The 23974-nt window shown below is 71.3% G+C and carries 27 protein-coding genes and 1 pseudogene; 14 read left to right on the top strand and 14 right to left on the bottom strand.

The features are described 5' to 3' along the window. Positions 1 to 401: 401 nt before the first annotated feature. The gene (locus ACIA8F_RS24100; protein WP_399381693.1) at positions 402 to 1634 is read right to left on the bottom strand and encodes an MFS transporter; all 1233 of its coding nucleotides are present in this window, start codon (positions 1632 to 1634) and stop codon (positions 402 to 404) included. 72 nt (positions 1635 to 1706) lie between these two features. On the opposite strand from ACIA8F_RS24100, the gene ACIA8F_RS24095 reads away from it, so the two are divergent. The 5 genes from ACIA8F_RS24095 (at position 1707) to ACIA8F_RS24075 (ending at position 6509) form a co-directional block, all read left to right on the top strand. Continuing rightward, positions 1707 to 2462: a DeoR/GlpR family DNA-binding transcription regulator gene (locus ACIA8F_RS24095; protein WP_399381692.1), complete on the top strand. Its 756-nt coding sequence runs from the start codon at positions 1707 to 1709 to the stop codon at positions 2460 to 2462. Between the two features lie 5 nt (positions 2463 to 2467). Continuing rightward, on the top strand, positions 2468 to 3079 hold the full coding sequence (locus ACIA8F_RS24090) for an HAD family hydrolase (protein WP_399381690.1): 612 nt from the start codon (positions 2468 to 2470) through the stop codon (positions 3077 to 3079). A gap of 333 nt (positions 3080 to 3412) precedes the next feature. Continuing rightward, positions 3413 to 4705, top strand: a complete 1293-nt coding sequence (locus tag ACIA8F_RS24085; protein ID WP_399381689.1) for a hypothetical protein — start codon at positions 3413 to 3415, stop codon at positions 4703 to 4705. 360 nt (positions 4706 to 5065) lie between these two features. Then, positions 5066 to 5959 (top strand): TIGR04222 domain-containing membrane protein, encoded by an 894-nt coding sequence (locus ACIA8F_RS24080; protein WP_399381688.1) that lies wholly within the window; start codon positions 5066 to 5068, stop codon positions 5957 to 5959. Between the two features lie 109 nt (positions 5960 to 6068). Continuing rightward, positions 6069 to 6509 carry a hypothetical protein gene (locus ACIA8F_RS24075; RefSeq protein ID WP_399381686.1) on the top strand — a complete coding sequence of 147 codons (441 nt, stop codon included), beginning with the start codon at positions 6069 to 6071 and terminating at the stop codon, positions 6507 to 6509. Here the strand turns inward: ACIA8F_RS24075 and ACIA8F_RS24070 are convergent. Next, positions 6506 to 6892 carry an ig-like domain-containing protein gene (locus ACIA8F_RS24070; protein WP_399381684.1) on the bottom strand — a complete coding sequence of 129 codons (387 nt, stop codon included), beginning with the start codon at positions 6890 to 6892 and terminating at the stop codon, positions 6506 to 6508. The genes ACIA8F_RS24075 and ACIA8F_RS24070 overlap by 4 nt on opposite strands. 64 nt (positions 6893 to 6956) lie before the next feature. On the opposite strand from ACIA8F_RS24070, the gene ACIA8F_RS24065 reads away from it, so the two are divergent. Then, positions 6957 to 7241: a hypothetical protein gene (locus ACIA8F_RS24065; RefSeq protein ID WP_399381683.1), complete on the top strand. Its 285-nt coding sequence runs from the start codon at positions 6957 to 6959 to the stop codon at positions 7239 to 7241. Between the two features lie 285 nt (positions 7242 to 7526). Here ACIA8F_RS24065 and ACIA8F_RS24060 read toward each other — a convergent pair whose 3' ends face one another. The 3 genes from ACIA8F_RS24060 to ACIA8F_RS24050 all read right to left on the bottom strand — a co-directional run bounded on the left by ACIA8F_RS24060 (position 7527) and on the right by ACIA8F_RS24050 (position 9032). Beyond that, on the bottom strand, positions 7527 to 8105 hold the full coding sequence (locus ACIA8F_RS24060; protein ID WP_399381681.1) for a PASTA domain-containing protein: 579 nt from the start codon (positions 8103 to 8105) through the stop codon (positions 7527 to 7529). After that, positions 8102 to 8623, bottom strand: coding sequence for a SigE family RNA polymerase sigma factor (locus ACIA8F_RS24055; RefSeq protein WP_399381861.1), 522 nt, complete (start codon positions 8621 to 8623; stop codon positions 8102 to 8104). Before ACIA8F_RS24055 ends, ACIA8F_RS24060 begins: the two co-directional genes overlap by 4 nt. 253 nt (positions 8624 to 8876) lie before the next feature. Next, positions 8877 to 9032 (bottom strand): hypothetical protein, encoded by a 156-nt coding sequence (locus tag ACIA8F_RS24050; protein WP_399381680.1) that lies wholly within the window; start codon positions 9030 to 9032, stop codon positions 8877 to 8879. Positions 9033 to 9402: 370 nt separating this feature from the next. On the opposite strand from ACIA8F_RS24050, the gene ACIA8F_RS24045 reads away from it, so the two are divergent. From ACIA8F_RS24045 to ACIA8F_RS24035, 3 genes are all read left to right on the top strand, one after another. Next, positions 9403 to 10026 carry a hypothetical protein gene (locus ACIA8F_RS24045; RefSeq protein WP_399381679.1) on the top strand — a complete coding sequence of 208 codons (624 nt, stop codon included), beginning with the start codon at positions 9403 to 9405 and terminating at the stop codon, positions 10024 to 10026. 101 nt (positions 10027 to 10127) lie between these two features. Then, a complete protein-coding gene (locus ACIA8F_RS24040; protein ID WP_399381677.1) occupies positions 10128 to 10295 on the top strand; it encodes a hypothetical protein in 168 nt (55 codons plus the stop codon). 826 nt (positions 10296 to 11121) lie between these two features. Further along, positions 11122 to 11874 (top strand): NAD(P)/FAD-dependent oxidoreductase, encoded by a 753-nt coding sequence (locus ACIA8F_RS24035; RefSeq protein ID WP_399381675.1) that lies wholly within the window; start codon positions 11122 to 11124, stop codon positions 11872 to 11874. A gap of 762 nt (positions 11875 to 12636) precedes the next feature. Here ACIA8F_RS24035 and ACIA8F_RS24030 read toward each other — a convergent pair. Continuing rightward, positions 12637 to 13209, bottom strand: coding sequence for an EF-Tu/IF-2/RF-3 family GTPase (locus ACIA8F_RS24030; protein WP_399381674.1), 573 nt, complete (start codon positions 13207 to 13209; stop codon positions 12637 to 12639). A gap of 154 nt (positions 13210 to 13363) precedes the next feature. Continuing rightward, complete coding sequence (locus ACIA8F_RS24025) at positions 13364 to 14398, bottom strand: hypothetical protein (RefSeq protein WP_399381672.1); 1035 nt, start codon at positions 14396 to 14398, stop codon at positions 13364 to 13366. Positions 14399 to 14611: 213 nt separating this feature from the next. Between ACIA8F_RS24025 and cyaB the strand changes: the two genes are divergently transcribed. Continuing rightward, positions 14612 to 15169 carry a class IV adenylate cyclase gene (gene cyaB, locus ACIA8F_RS24020; RefSeq protein ID WP_399381670.1) on the top strand — a complete coding sequence of 186 codons (558 nt, stop codon included), beginning with the start codon at positions 14612 to 14614 and terminating at the stop codon, positions 15167 to 15169. A 410-nt stretch (positions 15170 to 15579) separates the two neighbouring features. Here the strand turns inward: cyaB and ACIA8F_RS24015 are convergent, their stop codons facing one another. The 7 genes and pseudogenes from ACIA8F_RS24015 to ACIA8F_RS23985 form a co-directional block, all read right to left on the bottom strand. Next, positions 15580 to 15912, bottom strand: a complete 333-nt coding sequence (locus ACIA8F_RS24015) for a hypothetical protein (RefSeq protein ID WP_399381668.1) — start codon at positions 15910 to 15912, stop codon at positions 15580 to 15582. Positions 15913 to 16484: 572 nt separating this feature from the next. After that, a pseudogene (locus ACIA8F_RS24010) lies at positions 16485 to 16734 on the bottom strand (hypothetical protein); the annotation flags it as partial. A 265-nt stretch (positions 16735 to 16999) separates the two neighbouring features. Further along, on the bottom strand, positions 17000 to 17281 hold the full coding sequence (locus ACIA8F_RS24005; protein ID WP_399381667.1) for an alpha/beta fold hydrolase: 282 nt from the start codon (positions 17279 to 17281) through the stop codon (positions 17000 to 17002). A 61-nt stretch (positions 17282 to 17342) separates the two neighbouring features. Then, a complete protein-coding gene (locus ACIA8F_RS24000) occupies positions 17343 to 17840 on the bottom strand; it encodes an alpha/beta hydrolase (RefSeq protein WP_399381665.1) in 498 nt (165 codons plus the stop codon). A gap of 103 nt (positions 17841 to 17943) precedes the next feature. Next, entirely contained in the window at positions 17944 to 18642 is a 699-nt protein-coding gene (locus ACIA8F_RS23995; protein ID WP_399381664.1) for an alpha/beta fold hydrolase, read from the bottom strand. A 276-nt stretch (positions 18643 to 18918) separates the two neighbouring features. Further along, positions 18919 to 19218: a hypothetical protein gene (locus ACIA8F_RS23990; protein WP_399381662.1), complete on the bottom strand. Its 300-nt coding sequence runs from the start codon at positions 19216 to 19218 to the stop codon at positions 18919 to 18921. 23 nt (positions 19219 to 19241) lie between these two features. Next, positions 19242 to 19406, bottom strand: coding sequence for a hypothetical protein (locus tag ACIA8F_RS23985; protein ID WP_399381661.1), 165 nt, complete (start codon positions 19404 to 19406; stop codon positions 19242 to 19244). 138 nt (positions 19407 to 19544) lie between these two features. Here ACIA8F_RS23985 and ACIA8F_RS23980 point away from each other — a divergent pair, with 138 nt between their 5' ends. The 4 genes from ACIA8F_RS23980 (at position 19545) to ACIA8F_RS23965 (ending at position 23962) form a co-directional block, all read left to right on the top strand. Next, the gene (locus ACIA8F_RS23980; protein WP_399381659.1) at positions 19545 to 20387 is read left to right on the top strand and encodes a patatin-like phospholipase family protein; all 843 of its coding nucleotides are present in this window, start codon (positions 19545 to 19547) and stop codon (positions 20385 to 20387) included. 119 nt (positions 20388 to 20506) lie between these two features. After that, complete coding sequence (locus ACIA8F_RS23975) at positions 20507 to 21820, top strand: NAD(P)/FAD-dependent oxidoreductase (RefSeq protein ID WP_399381658.1); 1314 nt, start codon at positions 20507 to 20509, stop codon at positions 21818 to 21820. Between the two features lie 145 nt (positions 21821 to 21965). Then, entirely contained in the window at positions 21966 to 23168 is a 1203-nt protein-coding gene (locus tag ACIA8F_RS23970) for a cytochrome P450 (protein WP_399381656.1), read from the top strand. 122 nt (positions 23169 to 23290) lie between these two features. Beyond that, positions 23291 to 23962, top strand: a complete 672-nt coding sequence (locus ACIA8F_RS23965) for a TetR/AcrR family transcriptional regulator (RefSeq protein WP_399381655.1) — start codon at positions 23291 to 23293, stop codon at positions 23960 to 23962. Positions 23963 to 23974 lie beyond the last annotated feature (12 nt).

Here is a 23974-nt window from a genome sequence, read left to right as displayed (position 1 = left end):
GGCGAACGCTCAACGCGCACTCCTTCAAGGTGAAGAAGTGGCGGATCGTCCGATACCGCGTGTGCGCGCATGGTCAACGACCACACGTTTTTACTTCTGATCCTCCGATCCTACATCCGGGCGGAGCTGCACCGTGGCCAAGTGGTACGGAGCTCTCGCAGGGCACCGACCCCAGTGGCACCCAGGGACTGTGGGCGGGGATGGTGCGCGAGGTTCCGTGACAGCTGGGTGATGTCGTTCGGTCAGCAGCGGTGGAGAGGGCAGGCCGGGCTGCAGCACATCGTGCGGGGCGAGCTTGAGGCTGGTGGCGAGGAAGGCTTCGGCCAGTTCGCCGGCGAGGGTGCGGATGCGGTCGGCGAATGCGGGGGCGGTGTTCATCGGAGCTCCTTGGAGGGTTCGGATCAGTGGATGGTGGGGGTGGGGGTGGGGTGATGTGGTCCGGCATCCGGTTCGCTCGCGCCCTCGGCGTTCATGGCGGCCGTCGTTTTGAGGATCTTGGCGGCGAAGCCGGCGATGGCGCAGAGCGCGGCGGGGAGCAAGAGGGTGAGGTTGAGCGGTACGAGATGGGTCAGCGGGCCGATGACGGCGGGACCGGCGAGCATGCCTAGGTAGCCGAGTCCGGCGACGCGGGAGATGGCCGTGCCGGCGGAGCCGGGGCCGAGGCGGCCCGCGGCGCTGAAGAGCTGGGGTACGCAGCCGGACAGGCCGATGCCCGTGAGGGTCCAGCCGGTCAGGGCCAGGGGGATGCCGGGGGCGAGGGCGGTCAGGGTCAGGCCGGTGGCGGCGAGAGCGGCTCCATAGCGCAGGACCGCGACGGGGCCGATACGGGCGGTCACCCGGTCGGCGAGCAGCCGGCCGATGGTCATTGCGGTGGCGAAGGCTCCGTAGGCGAGGGCGGCGGTGGCGGCGGGCGCGCCCAGGACCTCCTTGAGGTGGAGGGTGCTCCAGTCGTTGGCGACCCCCTCGCAGAGCATGAGCATGAAGGCGAGCGCGGCAAGGATCCAGATGCGCTGGGGGGCGCCTGTCCCGGACGGCGGTCCGGCATCGGGAACGGGGGCTTGAGGTACCGGGGCGGTTTCGCGGGGGAGCAGGGCGGGGGCGGCGAGGGCCGCGACGGCGAGTCCGGCCAGGGCAGTGGCGCCGAGCGTGGTGGCCGGGCTCCAGCCGCGGCCGAGCGCGAGGGCTCCGGTCAGCGCGGCGAGCACGCCGCCTATGGAGAACAGGGCGTGGAAGGCGGACATGACGGGCCGCCGGTAGCCGTGCTCGACCTGGACGGCGTGTGTGTTCATGGTGACGTCGAGGGCCCCGTTGCCCAGTCCGAGGAGCAGCAGGGCCAAGCCCAGCGTCACGGCGTCGCCGGCCAGTCCCGGCAGGACGACGGCGGCACTGCACAGGGCCGCACCGACGGGCACGGCCCTTCGGGCCCCGAAGCGGTCGGTGAGAGGACCGGCCAGCTGCATACCGGCGAAGGCGCCTGCTCCGAGCACCAGCAGCAGCCATCCCAGCAGGGCGTGGCTGAGGCCGGCACGTTCCTCCACGGCGGGGATGTGCACGATCCACATGCCCATGAGGAAGCCGTTGAGGGCGAAGTAGACGGAGGTGGCCAGCCGTCCGCGCCGTAGTGATCTCTGCATGCAATCGAACATAACAAACACATTCACTGTTCGGAAATTGCGTTACGAACACGATCAGTGTTCAATATGGGCATGAGTGCAGAACGTCTGAAAGTGATCACCGAAGCCGTACGGGGCCACGGGAGCAGCAGCGTCGCGGCGCTGGCCGAACTCACCGGCGCCTCGGAGATGACCATCCGCCGCGACCTGGAGGCCCTCGCCGAACAGGGGGTACTGGAGCGCTACCGTGGCGGCGCCCGAAGCCTGCTGCTCCGCGGCGAGGAGCCCCCCTTCGCGCTGCGCGCCCAGGAGGGTCTGGAGGTCAAGCGGCGCCTCGCCGCCGAGGTGGCCGCGCTGATCACGGACGGGGAATCGGTCGTCCTGGACTCCGGCACCACCTGCCTGGAAGTGGCCCGCGCCCTCGCGCACCGCCGGCTGACCGTCATGCCGTTGTCCCTGCACGCAGCCAACGCCCTCGCGGACGCGCCCCGTTTGACGCTGCTCCTGCCGGGCGGACAGCCGCGCCGCGGCGAACTCGCGCTGACCGGGCCGCTGACCGAGGCCTCGCTCGCCGCCCTGCGCTTCGACACCGCGGTCCTCGGCTGCTGCGGACTGACCGCCGGCGACGGGCTGACCGCCTACGACCTCGCGGACGCCGCGGTCAAGCGGGCCGCGATCGCCTCGTCCGGCCGCATCATCGCGGTGGCCGAGTCGGCCAAGCTCTCCCGGACCGCCCTCGCCCATGTCGCACCCGCCGCCGCGCTCCACGCGGTCGTCACCGATCAGGCCGCACCCCCCGAGGTCACCGACACCCTGGGCGCAGTCGGCGTCACCGTACGAAAGGTATGACCGCAATGAGCACCACCGTCCTCTTCGACATGTTCGGCGTCATCGCACGCCACCAGTCCGACGAGGGGAAAGCCCACCTGGTCGCCACGGCCGGCGTGCCCGCCGCGCCGTTCTGGGACGCCTACTGGTCCCTGCGCCCGGCCTACGACCGCGGCGATGTCGCCGGCCCCGGCTACTGGCGCACCGTGGCCGAAGCCCTCGCCACCGAGTTCGACGCCCGCCGCACCGCCGACCTGATCCGGGCCGACGTGGCGAGCTGGAGCGCGGTGGACGAGGAGATGGTGGCGCTCGTCGAGGAACTCGCCGCCTCCGGACGCCCGATCGCCCTCCTGTCCAACATCCCCGAAGAACTCGCGGACCACTACGAACGGCACCACCCCTGGCTGGGACATTTCCAGGTCCGGGCCTTCTCCTGCCGCATCGGCCACGCCAAACCGGAGCCGGGCGCCTACCGCTGGAGCCTGCAGGCCCTCGGCCTCGAACCCGACCGCGTCCTGTTCGTCGACGACCGCGCGGACAACATCGAGGCCGCACGCACCCTCGGCCTGCACGGACACGTGTTCACGACCGCGGCTGATCTCAGGAAGGCCCTGAACCCTTCGCGCGACGCGGGCTGAGAACCCGATGCGGCGCGAACCCCGCCGAGTGAACACCCCGTGCAGATGGCGGAGTGTCCGGCACGGCCGTCAGGATGCAACGGGTCTGCGACCCCCGCAGCCGGAGGGTGGTCAGCCGGTGGAGGCCGTAGCGGGGTTCGCTGCCGCGGTCGAGGCGGTCGGCACAACCAGCCGGCACAACCAACGGGCCGTACACAGATCCCGGGCCCTGACCGACCCGTGCACCGGGTTCCTGGACGTTGCCTGTCCGCCACGATCTCGGTACGTTGCGTCACGACGTAGCAGGTGTGCCGGGGGGGATCGGCCGCCCGGACGCTCCAGGGGGAGGCATCCGTGTACGTAGAGATCGGCACGACCAAATACCGGCCCATCGACTTCGCCATGCGCCGCAGGGTCCTGGACCACCTCGGCTCCTTGCCGGGCGGACACGCCGCCGCCCTCGGCTTCCTCTTCGGAGTCCCGGCCGACGCGTGGACCTTTCCCAACGAGAACGCCTTCTACCGGGCGATCAACATCTTCGCGGACACGCCCGAGGCGGAGCGGACACCGACGACCCTGCCGAACATGCTCACCGTGGCCCGGCGGCGGGCCGGCACGGTCATGCCTGGGCCGGGAGGCGCGCTGCTGCCGGGGGGCACGACCACGCTCGCCGGCGTCCGGTACGCGGACTCCGCCGCTCTCGCGCTGGCCGGGCCGGTCACGGCACTGCTCGCGCTGGAGGCCACGCTCCGGCACCCCGGTCTCACCAGGATCGTGGACGACCCGCTCAACGGATACGCCTTCACCAGCTGGGCCGCACTCACCGAGGCGCTGGGCACGTGGAACGGCCTGGGCGCGCTCCCCGTGGCGGTACGGGCCGCCCGGATCCCGATCCACCCGGTCTCGGCGCTCTCGAACTACGATCCGACCGACACGGTCACCGCGGAGAACCTCCGGCTGCAAGAGGCGCGCTACGTGTACGCGTGGGGCAGTTGCGGGATGACCGGGCAGCATCTGACGGCCCGGATCCACGACCTCGGTGGAGACATCCAGCGTGAGGACGAGGTGACCTTCGGGCAGGGGCAGGGCGCAGCGCTGCGGCAACTGCTCCTGGCGCCCGTGGCCGTGCGGACCCTGTACGAGATCCACAACCCGATGCTCCACCACTTCGTCATCGAGAAGCGCCCCTCCGACCAGGGGGCGATCCTGCAACAGGGCTACATAGGTGCCTACTGGGCCAGTTGGTGGGCCGGACTCACCGGTGGTCTCTCCGTCCGGGAGGAGGGGAACCACGAGATCATCTCTGCGATGCGGACCTTCTGGGGCGGCGGCCGCACCATCGACCTCGGTGTCCTCGGGACCAGGCTCGGCGCCTTCCTGGCCCAGCCCCGGATGAGCACGGCGGGCAGCGCGGAGGCCTGGCGCAACCTGCCGTTCCTGCCCTGGGCGGTGATCGCGCTGGACAATCCCGCGACCTGGGTCGTCACGACCTGGTCGGTGGCGGCCCCGAACACGGTCTTCAACGCCGTCGAGGACCGGCTGCACGGCGACTACCCGCAGGAATGGGTCACCGAGACGGTGATGCGGGAAGCCGCCGAGTACGAAACCCGGATCGAGGCGGTGCGCACCCTGAACCCCCGGTTGTAGGAGAGCTACCGAACGGGCTTCCAAGTCCGCGCAAGGCGCCCGCCGCGCGCTCCCGCTCCACCGCAACGCCCGTCGGGGCGGTGCCGGGCCAGCCGGCTGCTGCGGAAGCCGCAGGTGCGCGTCTACCGGCAGCAGGCGGCACAGGCCAAGGGCGCGGGGTGTACGCGGTGATGGAGAGGCCGTCTCCCGATTCTTTCGCCCGCCGGCAATGGCGCGGTGGGGCGGTGGGTGGTCCCGGTGTGCGTATGCCATGACTCAACTTCTCAGGCGCCCGGACCCCCTACGCTTTCTGGCAGAGGTCCGGATCGGGGCCGCCGGGCATGTCGGTGACGGGTGGGGCCGGAGGGGGAGAAGGGGACGATGGGGACCTGGTGGGGGAATGCTGTGGGAGTCCTGGTCGCGCTCGCGGCGATCGGGACCGTTGCTGTGTCGGGACGCAGGCTGACTGCCGCTCACCACGCCCTGCAGGCCTCGGTCGGCCCGCCCCGGCCGGTGAATGCCCCGCTGGACCTCTACGAACTGGCCTACCTGCGCGGCCGTGAGGGGCGTGTCGTCGTGACGGCCGTGCTGCGGATGCATGCCGAGGGCCGACTGAGGGTGCTCCGTCGAGCCCCCGGGCGGATCACAGCCGTACAGGTGACGGAGCCGGGCGACGAGGTGGAGCGCGCGGTGCTCGCAGCGCTGACACGACAGCGCAACGCGGACGGCTGGTCGCCGTGGCCGGTGGAACTGGGTGACGACCGCACACCGGTGCGCGAGGTGCGCGAGCGGCTGGTGCGGGGCGGTCTCCTCCGTGACGATGCGGCCCCGATCGGTACGCTGCACCACCATCCGGTGACCGTCGCGTACTACCTTGCCCGCGCCCGCTTCGCGGACACGCTGCGGAGGGTCCCCATCGGCGCGGTCGTGGGCGTGGTCGTCGCGCTGACCTGGCACGCCTGGCTTCCCCTGCTGCTCTACCCGCCACTGCTCTGGGCCGGGCGTCGACACCGCGACCGGCATGAGGAGGACAGCACCCACCACGGCGAAGTCACGGAGAGCGGACAGGCCGCGGTCCGGGCCGCGGCGGCTGACGAGCGCGGACTGGCCGCCGCGGTGGACCGCCAGGTCCTGGAGACGGCCTGGTCGGGACCGGAGACACTGCCTGCCGGACACGTCCTGCACGCACCACCCCCGCCACCCCGGCAGCTACCACCCCCCGAGCCCCCGTCACCGGTCACGATCGACGTCCCGCCAGGCCTCGGCGGTCTCTGATTCCCCCAGGGGCCCGAGAGTGCCCCGGCGCCGTGGCCGTCGGTTCGGACGTGGGCTGCTCCCGCACTGGAAGGACGACGACAAGAACGGCTGCTCGGCCAGGAACGACGTGCTGATCGCCGAGGCGATCGAGATCCCGACCGTGGCAGCCGTCTGCAGCATCACCGGGGGCGTCTGGCGCTCCCCGGTCCTTCACGCCTCCGTGCTCGGTGACTTGATGAAGGGGGAGGGCTGGCCGCAGATGGCCCGCCAGATCGTCCTGCTTCAGCGGGCCGGCGTGGCCATGAGCGTGCCCGCCGGTTCGGCCGGACAAGCCGGCCGCCTATCCGGCCGTCTTCGAGAACTGACTGAAGATCAGAAGAACCGCTCCGTCTCCGGGCCGGAGACGGAGCCCACGGGCGGAGTCGACAGCCTCTTCCTCGGCTTCGTCTTCGTCGCGCTCCTGAGCGCGGGCCAGGAGCGCCTCGGTCCGTTCCGTGGAACGGACCGCACATCGCAGCAGGCGGATGGCTCTCCACGCTCTCCTCCTGGCCCGCTCGTGGCCCGTTAGGTGATGGTCGGCTCCCGGCAGTTCTTCTCCTCGCCGGCCCGGTAGAGGCACACCTTGACGATGGGTGAGGGGAGTGACGTCGCGGGAGCGGTGAACGTGCCGCAGCCGTCCGCGAACGCTCCGTCCGCCCCCGTCAGTACCGTCGTGGCGCTGGACTTGTCCCGGACGTAGGCCCGCACGCCCCAGCCGTCCGCCTCGTTGTCGCAGACCCGCAGGGTGGCTGAACCGTTCGCGGAGGCGGCGAGGTTGGCCCAGCCCGAAGCGCTGGCCGGGCCCGCCATGACCGTGCCCTCCTTGGCCACGGCGGGCGAGCGCACCGACAGGTCGGAGACGGCCGGGTAGTGGTCGGACGCCGATGTGACCACCGTGTGTGCGCCCGTCACGTCGAACGACGGCGTGGCGTAGAGGTAGTCGATCCGGTCGGCGTCGGTGCCGCCGGGGTGGGTGATGGCGGACGCACCGGTGTTCTCGTGCAGCTCGGTCCGCCAGCCCCGGCACCTGGCCGCAGCCCGCGCCCTCTACGGCGACGACCCCGAACCCCAGACCGACGCCGGGCGGCCTGCCGCAGCCGTGGTCGGGCCCGGTGTGGATCCGGGCCGCTGGCTCACGCTGCCTTCTCTGGACCGACTCGTCTCCTACGACAGCCCCAGCCCCTGCACCGGCTCCTGCAACCCTGGCCTGATCGACTGGACACGAACCGGTGTTTCGCACATGTACCCGTATGGCGCGTAACGGATCCGATGGCCTTTTGTCGTGGAACGGGCGAGGGAGATCGTGAACGGGTATGCCCCGTTGAAAGTCACGTTGAGGCAGGTGATGTACCGGCTCGCCTCCGAGCGCGTGCTGCCCCACCGGCAGGAGCCCTCCCCCCCACTCCCCTCCCCGCTCGCGCCCCTCGGGAAAGTCCAGCAGCGGCCCGGAGGGGCGGGCGTCCAGCCGGTGCGCCGCGGTCGACGGACTGCCCGGCACCGGCCCCTGGGTCACTCGGCCGGTGCGCGGGCCGAAGGGCCCGGTCGCTCAGGTCCCGCCGGGTTTGCCCGTCGAGACCAGCAGGAGGACGGACGAGCCCGGTGCCACCGGTTTTGCGCCGCCCCGGGGCTGACTGCTGATCACCTGCCCGGCGGGAGCGTTCCAGTCCGTGTGCCGCATGATCGTGCAGCTCAGTCCGAGTCCGCGCAGCAGGCTTCCGGCCTGTTCGACCGGCATGCCGGCCAGGTCCGGCAGCGCGATGCCCGGTCCCGCGGTCTGCTCCTGCTCCTGTGTCGGAGTCGCATCGGCGCCTCCGCTCTTGGGGGTGCCGGTGGCGAGCGGGGTGCACGCCCCGTTCGCCGGTGCGGACAGGGACGGGGAGGCGCCGGGCGCGGGCGGCACGGGCTTCAGAGAGAAGAACCCCACCGTGGCGCACGCCAGCACGCAGCACGCCGCAGCGGTGCCGAGGAGCGCCCGGCGGGTGCGGCTGCGGCTGACGGCTCGCTCGATCGCGGCCGCGTCGATGACCGGCGCCGTCGGCCCGTCGACGAAGGAGGCCACCGCGGCACGCAGCTCGGCTTCGAGGCCCGGCTCGAACGGGGCCGGTCCGGACGACGTGTTCCTCACTTCGTACCTCCAAAAGCGCCCGACGACGTGTGCGGCGCCTGGGCGCCCGATACGGAATCGCGCAGCTTGGCCAGGCCGCGGGCGAGCTGGGACCTCACCGCACTCGAAGAGATGTCCAGGACGTCGGCGACCTGCCGGACGTCCAGATCGTGCAGGTAGTACAGGACCACCACGCTGCGCATGCCCATCGGCAGCCCGAACAGTGCCTCGATCAGTTCCGCGCGCACATCCACCTGCCCGAACCGGTCCCGGGGGTCGGCCGTCTCGGGCACCCCCGACAGCCCGGGGCGCTCGCCCCGGCGCGACAGCCGCCGCCAGCGGTCGTTGGCCAGGTTGACCAGTACTTTGCGCACGTACGCCTCCGGCGAGTCCGCCACCGCGACCTTCCGCCACTGCCGGCACGCCCGCTCCAGCGCCTCCTGCACCAGATCCTCGGCCACGTGCACGTCACCGGTCAGCGCATACGCGGCGCGGAACAACGCTCCCGACCGCTGTGCGACGAACTCCGTGAATCCGATACCTGGACTGCTCCTGCGAAACCTCACCCGCCGACCTCCTCTCCTCGTTCCGTCCCGATCACTACCCCCATGACGGCGAAACGGGGCCGAGTGCTGCACCGATCCGCTGGCAGTGACGTGAATCACAGACGGGACAGATGGGTGTCCCAGGACCTCGCGCCGCTGCCGCCCGGGGTGCGGGCGGGGCCCGGCGAAGCGGAGGGCCGCCGGGCGAGCGGCCCGCAGTCGACCGAGAAGAACGGGGGCGCATCGTCTAGTCTGCCGGTGCGACTGCGTGCCGCGGGGCTGCCAGGGTGCCGTGGAGCTCGTAGTACGCCTTCGCGGCGGCGAGGTTTTCGGCGAAGCCGGCGTCGGCGGTGTCCCAGGTGATCCCGAGCTCTTCGAGCTCGGCGGCGTGTTCGCCGGTCATGGTCCCGGTCCGGAAGCTGCGCCGCGGGTGGGAAAACCGCCTTCCGAGCGGATACGGCCCTTCGGCGTGCCTGTACGGCACCTTCAGGTCCCGCTCGCGCTCGCGGCCTTGACCGCGGGCTCGTGCTCGACCTCGACCCCGGAGCACGTGGCCTCTCGTCGGTGCCGCTACGGATCGGGCCCGGCCGGGGGAGCGGGCCGGGCTCTGCGGTGCGGTGGCCGATGTGGGTTCCGGGGATGGCGGAACCCACACCGGGCAGGCGGTGCTGGCGCTGAGGGTGTGCAGGACGGTCGTGGGCACCGGCCTGCGGACCTGAGGTGAGCCCCGGCCGTGTGGAACCGCGCGCTTGGGGCGGCACGTCCCTCTGTGCATGCTGATCATCCTGGGGATACTCTTCGCGGTCGCGCCCACGGTTATCTGGGCGACGATTGCGCGTACCCGGCTCGTCGGCTTCGCGATCGGAGGCACGCTGCTCGCCGGAGCCGGTCTGCTGATCAGTGTCCAGCAGGGCTGGATCGACGCCCCCAGGCCCGACGCCCATCTCGTGTTCACGGTTCTCGCACCGCTCTTGATCGCCTGTGGCGCGGGGCTGGAAGGACGGCACGAGAATTCTCCTTCTCCGGAATGGACCTCCCGCCGCAACAGGGCGATCGGCTTCCTGAGTACGCAGTCCGTCCTCACCCTCGTGGCCGGCCTTCTGTACGCGCTGATGCTCAGCGAAGGCTCGGACGCTCCGCCGTCGACGGCGTTCCCCTCGTTGCCGCCAGGCATCAGCATGGTCAATGAAGGCATCGGCTGTGGTTCCGGCGGCTGCTGGCGCGCCGCGACGGTCGCCAGCGAGGACGGCCTGTCCCGACCGGAGATCATCCGCGAACTGGGCCTCCAGCAGGAGAGGTGCCGCTCCAGCGGCTGGCTGCTCGACTGGCGTGACGTGTGTGTCGGAGCCAAGGACAACGGCGAGAACGTCACCATGTACGCCAGTTGGGGATACTGAAAGGTCGTTTCGTAGTCGGCCACAAGGGTCCGGAACGAGGATCTGTGACAAGCCACGTGCCTCACTGATGACACATCCACCTCGCGGCGACCCTCGCCCGCGTGGATGGCCGCCAGCCTCGTCTGCGGGGTGACATCGTCGCGATGCACGCCGCGGCCCGTGCCTTCGAGGCCTGGTGGAACCTCACCCCGATGTCCCCCGGCGACCGGACCGCGCGCCGGGCTCCGGCGACGGGGGAGTTGGCGAAGGCGGACCGCCGGGGCCTTTAGGAGACGGCCCGGGAGTCGCTGCAGCGCACGGTCCGTCAGGCCGCCGCCCTGGCCGCGGGGGACACCGATTTCCTGGAGCGGCTGCGCGACGGAGGCCTTCGTGTGCGTGAGCGCCGCGACGACGAAGGCGTCCTCGTCGGGTACGGGGTCGCGCTGCCCGGGGACCGCGCGGACGGCGGGAGCCGGCCTGTCTGGTTCTCCGGCAGCTCGCTCGCCTACGACTTGTCGCTGCCGCGCGTCCGTGAACGCTTCGACGTCCCCGGTAGGGGCGCAGGAGTGGGCGTGGGTGGAGGCCCGTATCCGGGAGGCGGCCGGTCTGCTGGGGCGTGCTGGTCAGGCGGAGGGTGCGGGGGATGTGGCCGCGCTCGGCGACCTCCTGGTGGCCGCCGCCGTTCACGTTCCCGCTCTGGTGCGGGAGCGGTTGCAGGCGGCGGCGGAGGCTTTCGAGCAGGCCGGCCGCGTCCCGGGCGACCGCTCCCTGGCCGGTCAGGCGCGGGCGGGATTGCGGGTCTCCGCGTGCGTTGGAGCGTGCTCCGCGCACCGCACGCGGAGGTGGGGCCCGACGTCATGCCGCTGGCAGATCCGGAGGCTCGGCTGCCGAGGATGACGCCGCGCAAGGGTGACGCATCGCAGCGGTGTCGTTCCGCCTGACGGGCGAACGGCAACGGAGGCCTGGCCAGGGCAGCTGATCGGGGCTCCGGCCTGTGCCCGGAGCTCGTGGCGTCTCGGGGTTGTCTCCAGACCTGGGCTTGATACCCGGCCGCCGAGTTGCCGTTCCGGCATGAAGGCTTCACGGCAAGCCGTGGGCAGCCGCACTGTCATCAGTATGAGCACTTACGACGTAGTCATCATTGGTGGAGGCCCGGCAGGCCTGGCGGCGGCAGTGACGTTGGGCCGTGCCCGGCGCGACGTCCTGGTCATCGACGCAGGCACACCCCGAAATGCCCCCGCCACCCAGGTACACAGCTATCTCGGACGTGAAGGAGTCAACCCGCGCGAGCTGCTGGCCATCGGCCGCTCCGAGGTCGAGCAGTACGGCGGGACGATCCGCGACGCCACCGTGATCGGCGTGGAACGTGTCAGCGAGACCGCCCTGCGGGTCACCCTCGCGGACGAGACCACCGTCGACGCCAGGAGGGTGCTGGTGGCCACCGGTGTCGCCGACGGGCTGCCTGACATTCCCGGGCTGGCCGCCCGCTGGGGCGTGGACGTGCTGCACTGCGCCTACTGCCACGGCTACGAGGTCCGTGACAAGGAGATCGGTCTGATCGCCAGCGGTGCCGCCTCCCTGCACCAGGCGCAGCTGTGGCGCCAGTGGAGCGAGAAGGTCACCCTGTTCACCAATGAGTCCCTGGAACTCACCGCGGAGCAACGGACCGAACTCGCAGCGCGCCACATCGCCGTGGTGCCCGGCAAGGTCACCGGCATCGAGGTCACCGGCGACGCGCTCAGCGGCGTCCGGGTCGATGGCCTCCAGCTCCATGGCGAGGGCGGCAATCGGACCTATGAGGTCAACACCCCTGCTGCCGTCGGGGTCTGGTTCGCGCCGGTCCAGCCACTGCTCGAAGGCTTCGTATAGCTCGCGGACGCCTGGCCAGCCGGGGTCGGGGACGAAGCGGCAGATCCGCCAGGGCATGTCGACCTCGTACTGATGCAGGTCGCCGACCAGGACTGGGCCGAGCATCAAGCGCCAGGTGGTTCCATCACGGGGACTCCAGATCAGGTACGGGGACGAGCGCGTGCGGCCGGTGCAGGCAGGGACATTGTCGCAACGACGAAACGGTAGCCGCGGAAGGAGTCACGCTGGAGAGATTTTCGTCGACCGACGAGATGCACGGCGCGCTCGTACGTGGCGGCTACGCAGGTCCGGGAGGCGGGTCCGGTCCCGCGGGATACAGGGCGTTCTCGTAGACGACGGTCGTGTGGTCCTGGTCCGGTGGCGGGCTCAACCTCGACCTCGGGCTCAACCCCGGCCTCGGGCCGGCCTCGACCCCGCAGCAAGCGGACCCTCGGCGGTGCCGGAAGGTCAGCGTTCGGCGGTGCCGGTGCCCGTGCCCAGGGCACGCTGGCCTTGTGGGCGGGGCGCGCTCGCGGATAGTCCGGTCAGTTCGGCGGGCTCGGCCGCGAGACGGGCCTCGGCGAGCTGCGCGAGTTGTACGGATCCGGGCCGACAAGGTCACCGCGGTACTGGGGCTCGACCTCGTGCTCGACCCGAGGCTCGGGGCCGGCCTCGACCCCGGGCTCGTGCTCGACCTAGGCCCCGGCCTCGGGCTCGTGCTCGACCTAGGCCGTGTCCGGCGGCTGATGCCGACGGATTCGGCTCTGGCTTCGTTGACGAGGCTCAGTCGAGAAGAAGCATCACACGCCCTGAGCCAGCAGCCCGTCCACGGTGCCGAAAAGCAAAGGACTGCCCTTCCTCCAAGGCGGCAGGCCGTTCAAGCGTGATCGTCACGTCGCCCCGGTGGAGCGGATGCAACACATCCAATCCCCCGGTAAGCGTCACGTCTCCCGCTACAGAGGCAGTGCCGAAGTGGAAGTGGAGTCGCTCACCAGCGCGTACTTCAGTACCACCGTGTTCCTCGGACAAGAGCGTGATGTCCGCGGCGAAACGGGTGTGTCCGCTGATTGAGCCAGGTGCCGCCAGCACCTGCCCCCGCTCCACCGCGCCGACTGCCACCCCACGTATCAACAGGCCCACGTTCATGCCTGCGCTCGCCTCGTCGACATACCGCCGTGAAGCTTCGATCTCTTCGACGGCGACGAGTGCGGTCCCACCGAAACCGATGATCTCCACCACATCGCCCTTACGAACCCGGCCGCGCTCGATCAGGCCCGCCAGCATGACGACCCTGTCCTGGCTCTGCCAGAAGAGATCTCCGATATGCATCAGGAACGGCCCGTTTGATGCTTCCACCTGGGCTCCCTTCCCAATCACCAGCCACCAACGGACTGCCGACGTTAACAGCAATCACCGGCCACCCTGTGCCCGATCGGTGCTGCGTCCCATCGGACGGGTCCTACCTGTTCCGTCTCAGTGAACCTTGGCCGGGCTCACCGCACTTTGATCGCTACTTGGGTGTTCCGTCTGCGGTGAGGACCGGCGGGTTGAGGCAGTTGCATCCGACGACGTCGGAGGGGCCCCGGGCGGGTACTTCGAAGGTCGCGGTGACGCTCCTGCGGATGGTGGTCTGGGTCCACCGCGCGTCGGGGCCGCCGCCCATCAGGGTGGCCGCGTGGTTGTTGGCGAGGTGGGTCGGACCGGTCCCGCCGACGGAGAAGTCCCAGTTGCCTCCTGGCTTGCTGTCCGTGCGGGCCGTTTGTGTGAAGGTGCAGGTGACCAGTGCCTTCCCGTCGGCGAGCCGCAGTACGGGCAGGTCCACTCCGCTGGCCTTGAAAGCGAACCGGAACCGCAGGCCCTCCCATCCCTTCACCTTGGCCTCGGCGTTGTAGGCGGTGACGACGTCGCTGGTGAGCTTGCCCGCAACGAAGTGCTCGCTCTTCGGCTCCCCGTCCGGTGCGGTGAAGGAGAGGTACTCGGCGTAGTGCCCGCAGACCTCCCGGTCCTTGGCGGCGGTAGGCGAAAGGACCGCGGCGCCCGCCTCATCCCGGGCCGGGGCGGCGACGGGGGCGTCCCGTACGGAGAACGCCCCGAACCCCCAGTTCCCGTACAGACGCTCGCCGCCCGGGCCGGGCATGGGCTGCGCAGCGGGCTTGTCCGGTGCCCACGACTTGGCGGCGGCCTTCCACGGCCCGCCGGCCTCCTCCTGAACGAAGTAGTACAGCCCGGCCGCCCGGTCCTTCCCGATGTTGTGGATGTCCTCGCTCCTGAACTGGGCGACGAATGAGCGTGGATAGCCGGGCTGCTCCCGCTCGGTGGGGATCAGATAGTCCACCCACTGCTCCGAGCGCACCAGCTCGGCATCGTTCCGGCCGCCCAGCCGCTGGATCGTCTTGCTCTGATCCAGGAGAGCCCCGGTTTCCGCCTTCGCCAGTGCTCCCTCATCCTTCGCGTAGACGACCTGTCGCAGCACCTCGTCCACCACCTTCTCGGCCTGCGCCCGCTCGACCACCAGGGGCACGGGCGGGGCGACGCTGGCACTCACGGCCGGCTGGGGTGCCGGCTTCACCGGCGCAGGCGAGCACCCCGCCAGGACAAGCCCGCCGACCACCCCGACGACGACCGACACCCTCTTGCTCAGACCGGACACACGCCCCCCACAGCACTCTCGACCCGAAGATCGGGACCAAATTCAGTGCCCGATGCAACCACGTCGGCGCTACACCCTGACCAGCACCCCCCCGGAAGGAAGTACAGGGTGATCGAAGCAGAGATCAAAGTCCGGGTCCCGGACCGCGAAGCCCTCGTGCAGCTGCTCGACGAGCTCACCGAAGCCCGCGCCGAGATCTACAAAGACACCTACTACGACACGGCCGGCCGGGAACTTGAAGCCTGGGACGCCGAGGTTCGGGTCCGCAGCGTGGAGAGCGCCGGCGGCACGAAGCGCACGGTGCTGACCTACAAGAGCGCCGCCGTGGACGCCGGCTCCGGCTCGAAGCCAGAGCACGAGACCGCGGTGAGCGATCCGGATGCGGTGCACGAGGTGGTGCGCGGGCTGGGCTACGAGCCGGTGATCGCGTTCACGAAGCACTGCCTGAACTACAGCGTCACCGTCCGGGGCCGGGAGATGCTCGCCACGGTGGTGCGGGTACCGGAGATCGACGGCACGTTCATCGAGGTCGAGACGATGACCGACACCGAAGGCCTCACCGGTGCGCTCGCGGACGTCCGCGCCTTCCTGGCCGGCCTCGGCATCGGCGAAGGGGACCTGACCCGCGAGCTGTACACGGACGCGGTCCGGGCCCGGCGGGGATAGGGCGCCTCCTTTGGTCTTGTTGGTCAGTACCGCCTGGCAAGATCAAGCACATGTCCGCAGAGATCCAGCCCACCCCGCAGCCCGCCCAGTGGCACCCGCGCGACGGTCTTGGCGACACCGTTGAGGAGCGGTGGCGGCGGCTGCGCGAGCGCACCACCGTACGGGGCCCGTCCTGTATCCGGGAACTGGTCGAAGCAGCCTTCGCCGAGCCCCAGCGGAGCTCTGACGCCTGCCGGGCCCGCGGCTTCGCGCGGGTGCGGGGTGGATGTCCTTCGGGGTCCACCGGCACAGCGACAGGCGGTTCGACGAGACCGGCAGAGCTCGCCCGGAATCGCCGTCGGTAGGCAAACGCAGAGGGAGCCCGGCGTGTGCCGGGCTCCCTGTGGTGTGACCGATGTGGACTTTGGGCGTTACTCACCGTCCGCCAGCAGCTTGTACAGGGCCTGGCGGGCCTCGACGAAGACCTTGGCCGCCGCGGACTTGTCGTTCGCGGAGCCGTTCTCGGTGAGCTCGCCGACGGCGACTTCGAGTTGGTGGACACCGTCGTTCAGCAGCACGTGAACTGCGGGCACGTCCTGGGACAGGCCGTCCCACGGCCGGGCGTACTCGGCCGGCGCCCCCGCCGAGCCGGCATCGGCCTTCGGGCGTTCCAGCAGCGCTACGCCGCCGGATGCTGCCGCGGCGTCGAGGCCGCGGGCTTCCAGGAGCGTCCGGGGCCGGGATTCACGGCCGGGCGCAGACACCCTCGCGACACCGCGGCCGGGCGTACTCGGCGCGGGCATCCGGGCCGGGGCGGGCACCTGCGTGTCATCCGGCCGCGCGGGGCGGCCGTAGAGGGCGGGTTGCGCGGCGCCGGGGCGAATCCGGCCCCGCGGGTTTCCAGGGCGGCGGCGGCCTTCGCGGTTCGGACTGTGCGGACCGAAGTCGCGACCCGGGCCGAAACGCTCGCGTCGGCCAAAGGGGCGCTCGCCGCGATGCTCGGACCCGCGGAGGATCCAGCCGGGGTGGCCTCGGCCTGCCGGGGCTTCGGGCCGGGAGCGGAAGTCCTCCGCGCTGTGCCGAGGGCGGACCTCGCCGGCACCTTCCGGTCGTCCGCCGGGCTCTTCGAGCCCGGCGAAGCGGGGGCGGCGGGGCGCGAAGCGGTCGCGTCCGCCGTGATTGAACTCTGAGTTGGTTCGTATGGCGTTCATGATCGAACTCCTTCTGTGTCTGAATCTGAGGCCGGTCTCCATTCGACCGACTCCGTTAACGATATATCGGAATGTATCGTTAACAAACGTGAGCGCCGTCACGCTCCGCGGGGTGGGCATGAGCCTGCGCGCTCTCTGGCACCGTCGTCCTCAGGGACCAGGCTCACCACCACGGTGGCCGCGCTCGACAGGGCCGCCCTCGGCGCGACCTCCTCCAGCGCCGCCCACAGCGCGGCTTGGGCTCCGGGACCGCTCCAGCCCCGGCGCCCTGGTCCCCAGCCCGTACCGGGCCAGCGCGGACAGCCGGCTTGGCGGGACCTGCTCCAGCCTCAGTCGGCCCGGCTGGAACGCGGCGATGTCCTCGACCCGCTGAACGCACCCTTGGTAATCGACCTCGACGAACTGCCGGGCCCCGGGCCAGCAGGCCCGGCGGAAGCCGCGGTGCCCGCGCACCGCCAGCGGGCCACGCCCGCCCGGGAGCCGGGCCGGGGCAGGTGGCCGTTCCCAGATCCGGGAATGCCGGCAGAGGGCGGTACCGGGGAGGCCGGGGCGTGGTCATGTGGCGCGGTGATCGTCTTCTCCCGCAGCGTTGACGTGACGGCGAGTCCCGGCCCGCAACCGCGGGCCGGGACCGTCGGGGTCAGCTGGTGGCTCGGGCGACATCCTCGATCAGCTGTGCGGTGACCCTGGGGTGGTTGATCATCGCCACGTGCGACGAGGTCGGTACTTCGACGACCTTGCGGAAGTTCGCACGCCGGTACATCCAGCGTTGGGTCGCGGGCGGGATCGTCCTGTCCCGGCCGGCGACCAGTCCCCACGACGGGAGCGTCCGCCATGCGGCAGCCTGTGTCGGGTGGATGAAGGAGTCCGCGTCGAAGGGCCGATGGGTGGCCTGCAGGAGTCGGAACGTAGCCGGGGACACGTCGGCGGCGAAGGCTGCTTGGCCGTCCTTGCTCAGGTACAGGTCGGTTCCGGTGGTGCCGTCAGGCTTCGTGTAGGGGGACCGGCACGCTCACGGCCTGTACCTCACTGCCCGGAAACTTGCCGATGAGGTCGGCCTGGGTTTCGCCCGCATCGGGCGCGAAGGCCGCGATGTAGACCAGCGCCTTGACGTTGCTCTTTCCGGCTGCGGCGTTCGTGATGACGGTTCCGCCCATGGAGTGCGCGACCAGCACGACCGGCCCGCTGACCGAGTCCAGCAAGCTTGCGATGTAGGGGGCGTCGGTGGGGATGCCCCGCAGCGGGTTCGCCCCCGCGATCGTGCTGTACCCCTTGCCCTGCAGCTCCCGGATGACGTCGTTCCAGCACGAGGAGTCGGCGTAGCCGCCGTGCACCAGGACGACGGTCGGCTTGGGGCCCGGTGCGGGGTGGCTGTCGGTCGCGGCCGTGGCACTGCCCGGGGTGAAGAGCGCGGCTGATGCCGTGGCGGCGGCTCCGGTGGCAAGCAGACTGCGGCGGGTGAACGTGGGGCGATCGGACATGCGGATACTCCCGAGGTGGCTGTTGGCTGCTGTACGGGGGCGGGTACGGGGCGTCCCGTCCAGGCGGTGGCTCCGCCGGGACGGGACGCGGGTGCGCGGTCGGTCAGGAGCGCGCGGCCGGGCTTTCGGCGGCCTGGGTGATGACGGCGGCCACGACGGCCGGGCGGGAGACGTAGACGGCGTGGCTGCCCGGGGTCTCGGTGACGATCGCGCCGATCCGCTCGGACATGGCCCGCTGGGCCGGCGGCGGGATCATCCGGTCCTCGGTGGCGATCAGGTACCAGGACGGCTTGGTGCGCCAGGCCGGTTCGGATACGGTCCCGCCGAGCGCGTCGACGCCCCACGGGACCTGGGAGTCGGCCAGGAACGCCGCCGCCTTCTCGGGCACGTCGGCGGCAAAGGAGGCTGCGAACTTGGCCCGGTCCAGGAACAGGAACCCGTTCTGGGGCGGCAGGATCGGCGGGATGGGTGCGCCGGGCGGAGGGTCGGCGATCAGGGTGCTGACCGACTCGTCCTTGTCGGGGGCGAACGCGGTGATGTAGACGAGGGCGGCGACGTTGGGGTGGTTGCCGGCCTCGGTGATGACGGCGCCGCCGTAGGAGTGCCAGACCAGGATGGCCGGGCCGTCGAGCGAATCGAGGACCTGCCGGGTGACGGCTACGTCACCGGCCAGCGAGATGGTGGGGTTCTGCACGACGGCCACCCGGAAACCATCGGCGCTCAGATGGTCGTACACCCCCTGCCAGCCCGACCCGTCCACGAAACCACCGTGCACGAGAACGATGTTGTTGATGGGTGCCATGATCACTCCTGATCTTGGAGAGGTAGCGCCTGAACGGTCTGTCCCGGCGCCCGTCAGTCAAGTCGCGACAGAGCCGGTCCGGCCATGCAGAACAGCATGCAGAAGAGGGGGTCACTCCGCGCCGCATTGCGTCCCCAGCCGGTCAAAACGGCGCGAAGGCATAGGAGTTGTAGCGGTTTCCCGCCTCGGGGCCCCCGGTCGCAGCCAAGAGCCGTGCCGCGTGCGGGTAGGTTGCTCGGCGCGTATCGGTCCGGGTTCAGAGGTAGGTCACGCCGGTCACCTCCTCGGCCAGTGTCCAGCGCCGGCGGACCGTCCCGGGATCGGCTGCCCCGGCGACTCCGAGCAGGGCACGCCCGCGCTCAGGTAGGAGACCTCGGGCCCGCGGCTCTCGGCTCGATCGAGGATCCACCGCTCCACCACGGAGGGGACCCGGTCGGCGAGCGCCGCACCGTCCGCGGAGACCTGCGGTCCGCACAGCGCGTCGACCGCGATGCCCGCGAGCCGCTCCTCCCGGTAGTAGACGTGCAGTCCGAACTCCCCATACCGGCCTTCCCCGACCGTGTCCGCGTCCGGCACGTGCCGCAGCCGGTGCTGCTCGGCTACTCGGCCTCCGCGGTGACGCGGCTCATGGCGTCCGCCACCTCGGCGGAGCTCATGCCGAAGCGCAGCGGCCCCACACCCGCGAACGGCTCAAGCAGCCACTGCTGCCGGCCCTCATCCGGCACCACGTGCCACCACCCCTTGAACATAATCACGGAGTTCAACGACCCGTCCCTCAGCGGAAATCGAGGCCGTCGGCAAAGGCATGAAGAAACGGGGACTGCTCCCCAGTTCTCGTGCTACGGTCTCACCTGTCAGAGAAACGGGGGCATGTCCCCGTTTCGAATGAAGGGGTGGGGATCATGGCGACCACGGCGTTGGTGCTCGGTGGCGGAGGAGCGGTCGGTCTCGCGTGGACCGTCGGGATGCCGGCCGGGCCGGCCGACGAGGGCGCCGACCTCTCCGGCGCCGACACGACCATCGGAACCTCCGCCGGCTCCGTGATCGGTGCGCGGCTCGCCTCCGGCGTCGGAGTCGAGGAGCCGTACCGCGAAGAGCTCGACGGAGCCCCGGAGATCGACATCGCCGTCACGCTGCGCCAGACGGCCCGCTTCCTGTGGGCCGCATACCGATCGCGCGACGCGCAGCGTGCCGTCCGGCGTCTCGGGCGGGCCGCACTGGCCGCCCGTACCGTCCCCGAGGCGGACGTCCACGCGGCCGTCGCCGTGCTCCCGGCCGGTGTGACCGACTGGCCCGCCGCGGCGGACCTGAGGGTGACCGCAGTGGACACCGCCGACGGAGAGGTCGTCGCCTTCGACTCCGCCTCACCCGTCACCCTTGCCGAGGCGGTGGCGGCGAGCTGCGCCGTACCCGTGGTCTGGCCGCCCGTATCGGCGGCAGGGCGCCGGTGGATGGACGGAGGCAGCCGGTCGACGGCCAATATCCACCTCGCCCGCGGCGCCGACCGTGCCGTCGCCATCGCTCCGATCCCCGAAGCCGTCGGTCCGCACCCGAGCGCCACCGCGCAGAGAGCGGAACTCGCCGCGGACGGAGCGCTGGTGGCGGTACTCACCCCCGACCGCGCGGCGCGCAAGGCCCTCGGCCGCGACCTGCTCGACCAGACCCGCCGCCCGGCCGCCGCTCGAGCCGGCCGCATCCAGGCGGCCTTCTGCGCGGACGACGTCCGCACGGCATGGACGGCGTGACGTACGCAGCGACGTACGGAACCACTCACCCGGCGGAGTCCGCCACCGGCAGGCGGCACGCCCCCTCGACAGAACCCCGCGCGGCCCTTCGCGCCGCAACCCCGAAGAGGAGCACGAACATGAACAGCGATACCAACGTCGTAGTGATCGGTGGCGGTTACGCGGGAGTCATGGCGGCCAACCGCATCACCCGACGCGACGACGTGAACGTCACACTGATCAACCCGCGTTCCTCGTTCGTCCACCGGATCCGGCTCCACCAGCGTGTCGGCGGCACGGACAGCGCGGTCGTCGCGTACCGGGACGTGCTCGCCGACCGGGTGACGCTGGTCGTGGACACCGTCACCCGGATCGACGCGGCGGACCGCAGCCTCGCCCTCGCGGACGGAGGCACGCTGGGATACGACTACCTGGTCTACGCGGTCGGCAGTGGCAGCGCCGACCCGGCGGTCCCGGGAGCCGCCGAGTTCGCCCACCCGCTCGCCACCCTGGAAGAGGCCGCCCGGCTGCGGCCGGTCCTGGAGGCCGCGCCGTCAGGTACCGCGGTGACGGTGGTCGGCGGCGGCCCCAGCGGCATCGAGACCGCCGCCGAACTGGCGGGGGAGGGCCGCGCCGTCACCCTGGTGTGCGGCGGCGCGCTCGGCCCCTACCTGCACCCCCGCGGCCGGCGCTCGGTCACCCGGCGGCTGGAGAAGCTCGGAGTGAGCGTGCTCGAAGGTCCCGGAACGAAGGTCACGACCGTGACCCGTGACACCGTACGCCTGGCCGACGGCCGCGAACTGCTCAGCGAGATCACCGTCTGGACCGCCGGCTTCGCCGTCCCGGACCTGGCGGTGCGCAGCGGACTGAGCACCGATGCCGAAGGCCGCGTGCTCACCGACGAGACCCTCATCAGCGTGGACGACGCCCGCATCATCGCGGCCGGCGACTCGGCGGCCCCGTCGGGCCTGCCGCCCCGGATGAGCTGCCAGGCCGCGATGCCGATGGGGGCCCGGGCGGCCGACACCGTACTCAGCCTGATCGGGGACGAACGGCCCGCCGTCTTCAACCAGGTCTTCGGCGCCCAGTGCATCAGCCTGGGCCGGGGCGACGGCATCTTCCAGTTCGCCGACAAGTACGACACCGCGATCTGGCTCAAGGCCGACGGCCGCCTCGGCGCGAAGCTCAAGGAGGCCGTGTGCACGATCATCGTCAAGCACCTCGCCGAAGAGGCCCACAAGCCGGGGAGCTACAAGCGGCATCTCGCGGAGCGCGGCGGCGTGCGCGGACGACTCGTAGCGGCGCACGGCGCCGGCACCGAGCCCGCCCAGCCCACTCAGCCCGCCCAGCCCACTCAGGCCATCCAGCCCACTCAGCCCACTCAGCCCACTCAGCCCGCCCAGCCCACTCAGGCCATCCAGCCCACTCGGGCCACCCTGACGAAGACCGCCTGACCACTCGGCTCCGCCCGGAGCCGCCGGGGTGGCCGGCGAAGCGCCACTCGCGCGCCCCACCGCCCCGCCCCGGCCGCACTCCGACCGCGAAGCCCGAGGATTCCCCGACTCCTAGTTCCATCGACCAGCGAAGAACGGACACGTCATGCCTTCCCCGACTTTCGAGCAACTCTCCCTCACCGGATCGGACTTCACCGCCAACCCCTTCCCCGTCTACGCGGCCCTGCGCGAGAACGGCCCGGTGCACCGCGTCCACATCCCCGCGAGCGGTGACGTCTGGCTCGTCATCGGCCGCGACGAAGTCCGCGCCGCGCTGACGGACCCCCGACTGCGCAACGACATACGGCACTCCGCGACCTGGCAGAGCGACGGCGGCAACGCCATCGGGCTGAACATGCTGCAAACCGACGCCCCCCACCACACCCGCCTGCGCTCCCTGGTCGCACGCGAGTTCACCGCCGGGCGGATCGAGGCGATGCGGCCCCGCGTTCAGCAGATCGCCGACGGTCTCCTCGACGCCCTCCCGCCCTCCGGGACCGCCGATCTGGTCGCCGACTACGCCCTGCCGCTGCCGCTGACCGTCATCTGCGAGCTGCTCGGAGTCCCCGTCGAGGACCAGCACCGCTTCCACATCTGGTCGACCGAGCTCGTCGCGCCGTCCTCGCCCGCCGCGGCGGGCGCCGCCGCCGGTGAGATGAGCGCGTACTTCGCCGCCCTCATCGCCGCCAAGGGCGATGCCCCCGGCCCAGACCTGATGAGCGCCCTGGTCCGGGCCTCCTCCAAGGCGGACGGGCTCTCCGCCGAGGAACTGCTCGGCATGGCCTTCCTGCTGCTCGTCGCGGGGCACGAGACCACGGTCAACCTCATCTCGGGCGGTGTCCTGAACCTGCTGCGCCACCCCGACCAGCTCGCCGCGCTGCGCGCGGACCCCGGCCTCATCGACGGCGCCGTGGAGGAGATGCTCCGCCACGACGGCCCCGTCAGCGCCGCGGCCTTCCGGTACGCCGCCGAGCCCGTGGAGATCGCGGGCGTCCGCATCCCGGCCGGCGACAGCGTGATGCTCTCCCTGGCGGCTGCCTCCCGCGACCCCGAGCACTTCGCAGATCCCGACCGCTTCGACATCCGCCGGGCCGCCCGCGGCCACCTCGCCTTCGGCCACGGCATCCACCACTGCCTGGGTGCGCCGCTCGCCCGCGTCGAAGGGCAGATCGCCGTCGAGACGCTGCTGCGCCGCCTGCCGGACCTCGCCCTGGCCGCCGAACCCGACTCCCTCGTACGCCGCCCGGGCGTCATGCTCCGGGGCCTCGTGTCCCTGCCGGTGCGCTGGTCGGAACGGCTCCCCGCATGACGGCTCCCCGCACGGGGCCTCCGCGCATGACGAACCCCACGATGCCGCTAGCATCCGTACCGGACCACGGCCCCCGCCACCGGGGCGCGTACGCGGCCCTGAGCAACTCGAGGAGCGACAGTATGACCCCGGGCACCGAACGGCCCGCGCCGGTACGGCGTGACGCACGGCGCAACCGCGAGCTCCTGCTGGCCGCCGCGCGCAAGGCCTTCGCCGCCCAGGGCCTGGACGCCCCCCTCGACGAGATCGCCCGCCGGGCCGGCGTCGGGAACGCCACCCTGTACCGGCATTTCCCCACGCGCGCCGCGCTGATCGACGCGGTGTTCCAGGACGCGCTCCAGGGAACCGTCGACGCCGGGGAGGAAGCCCGCGGCGCCACGGACGCCTGGGAGGGGCTGGTCCACTATCTCGACGCGGTCTTCACGGTGCTGTCCTCGGACCGCGGCATCAACGATCTGATGACCTCCCCCGTCGAGGGCGTGACCTCCCTGGACGCCGTCCACGTCCACAACCACGAGACGATGGCCCTGCTCGTGGACCGCGCCCAGCGGGACGGCACCATGCGGACCGATGTCACGGTCGAGGACCTCCTCATGAGCCTGGCCACGCTGGGCCGCTCCGTCCCCTCCCTCGCGGCGGCGGGCCCGCCGAACGCCTGGCGACGGCAACTGGCCCTGTTCCTGGACGCCCTGCGCGCGAGCACCCGCCCCACGTCGCCCCTCCCCGCGCCGGGCCTCACCCCGGAACAGCTGGGAGCCGTACTCCTCGACCTGGGCCCGCACCGCTCGACCTGACCGGTCCGCGGC

It is taken from the genome of Streptomyces sp. NPDC051563, assembly GCF_044454225.1.
In the GTDB taxonomy this organism is placed as follows: Bacteria; Actinomycetota; Actinomycetes; order Streptomycetales; family Streptomycetaceae; genus Streptomyces.
The sequence above is the reverse complement of the archived record's forward strand: the minus strand, read 5'-3'. Positions and strand labels throughout refer to the sequence as shown.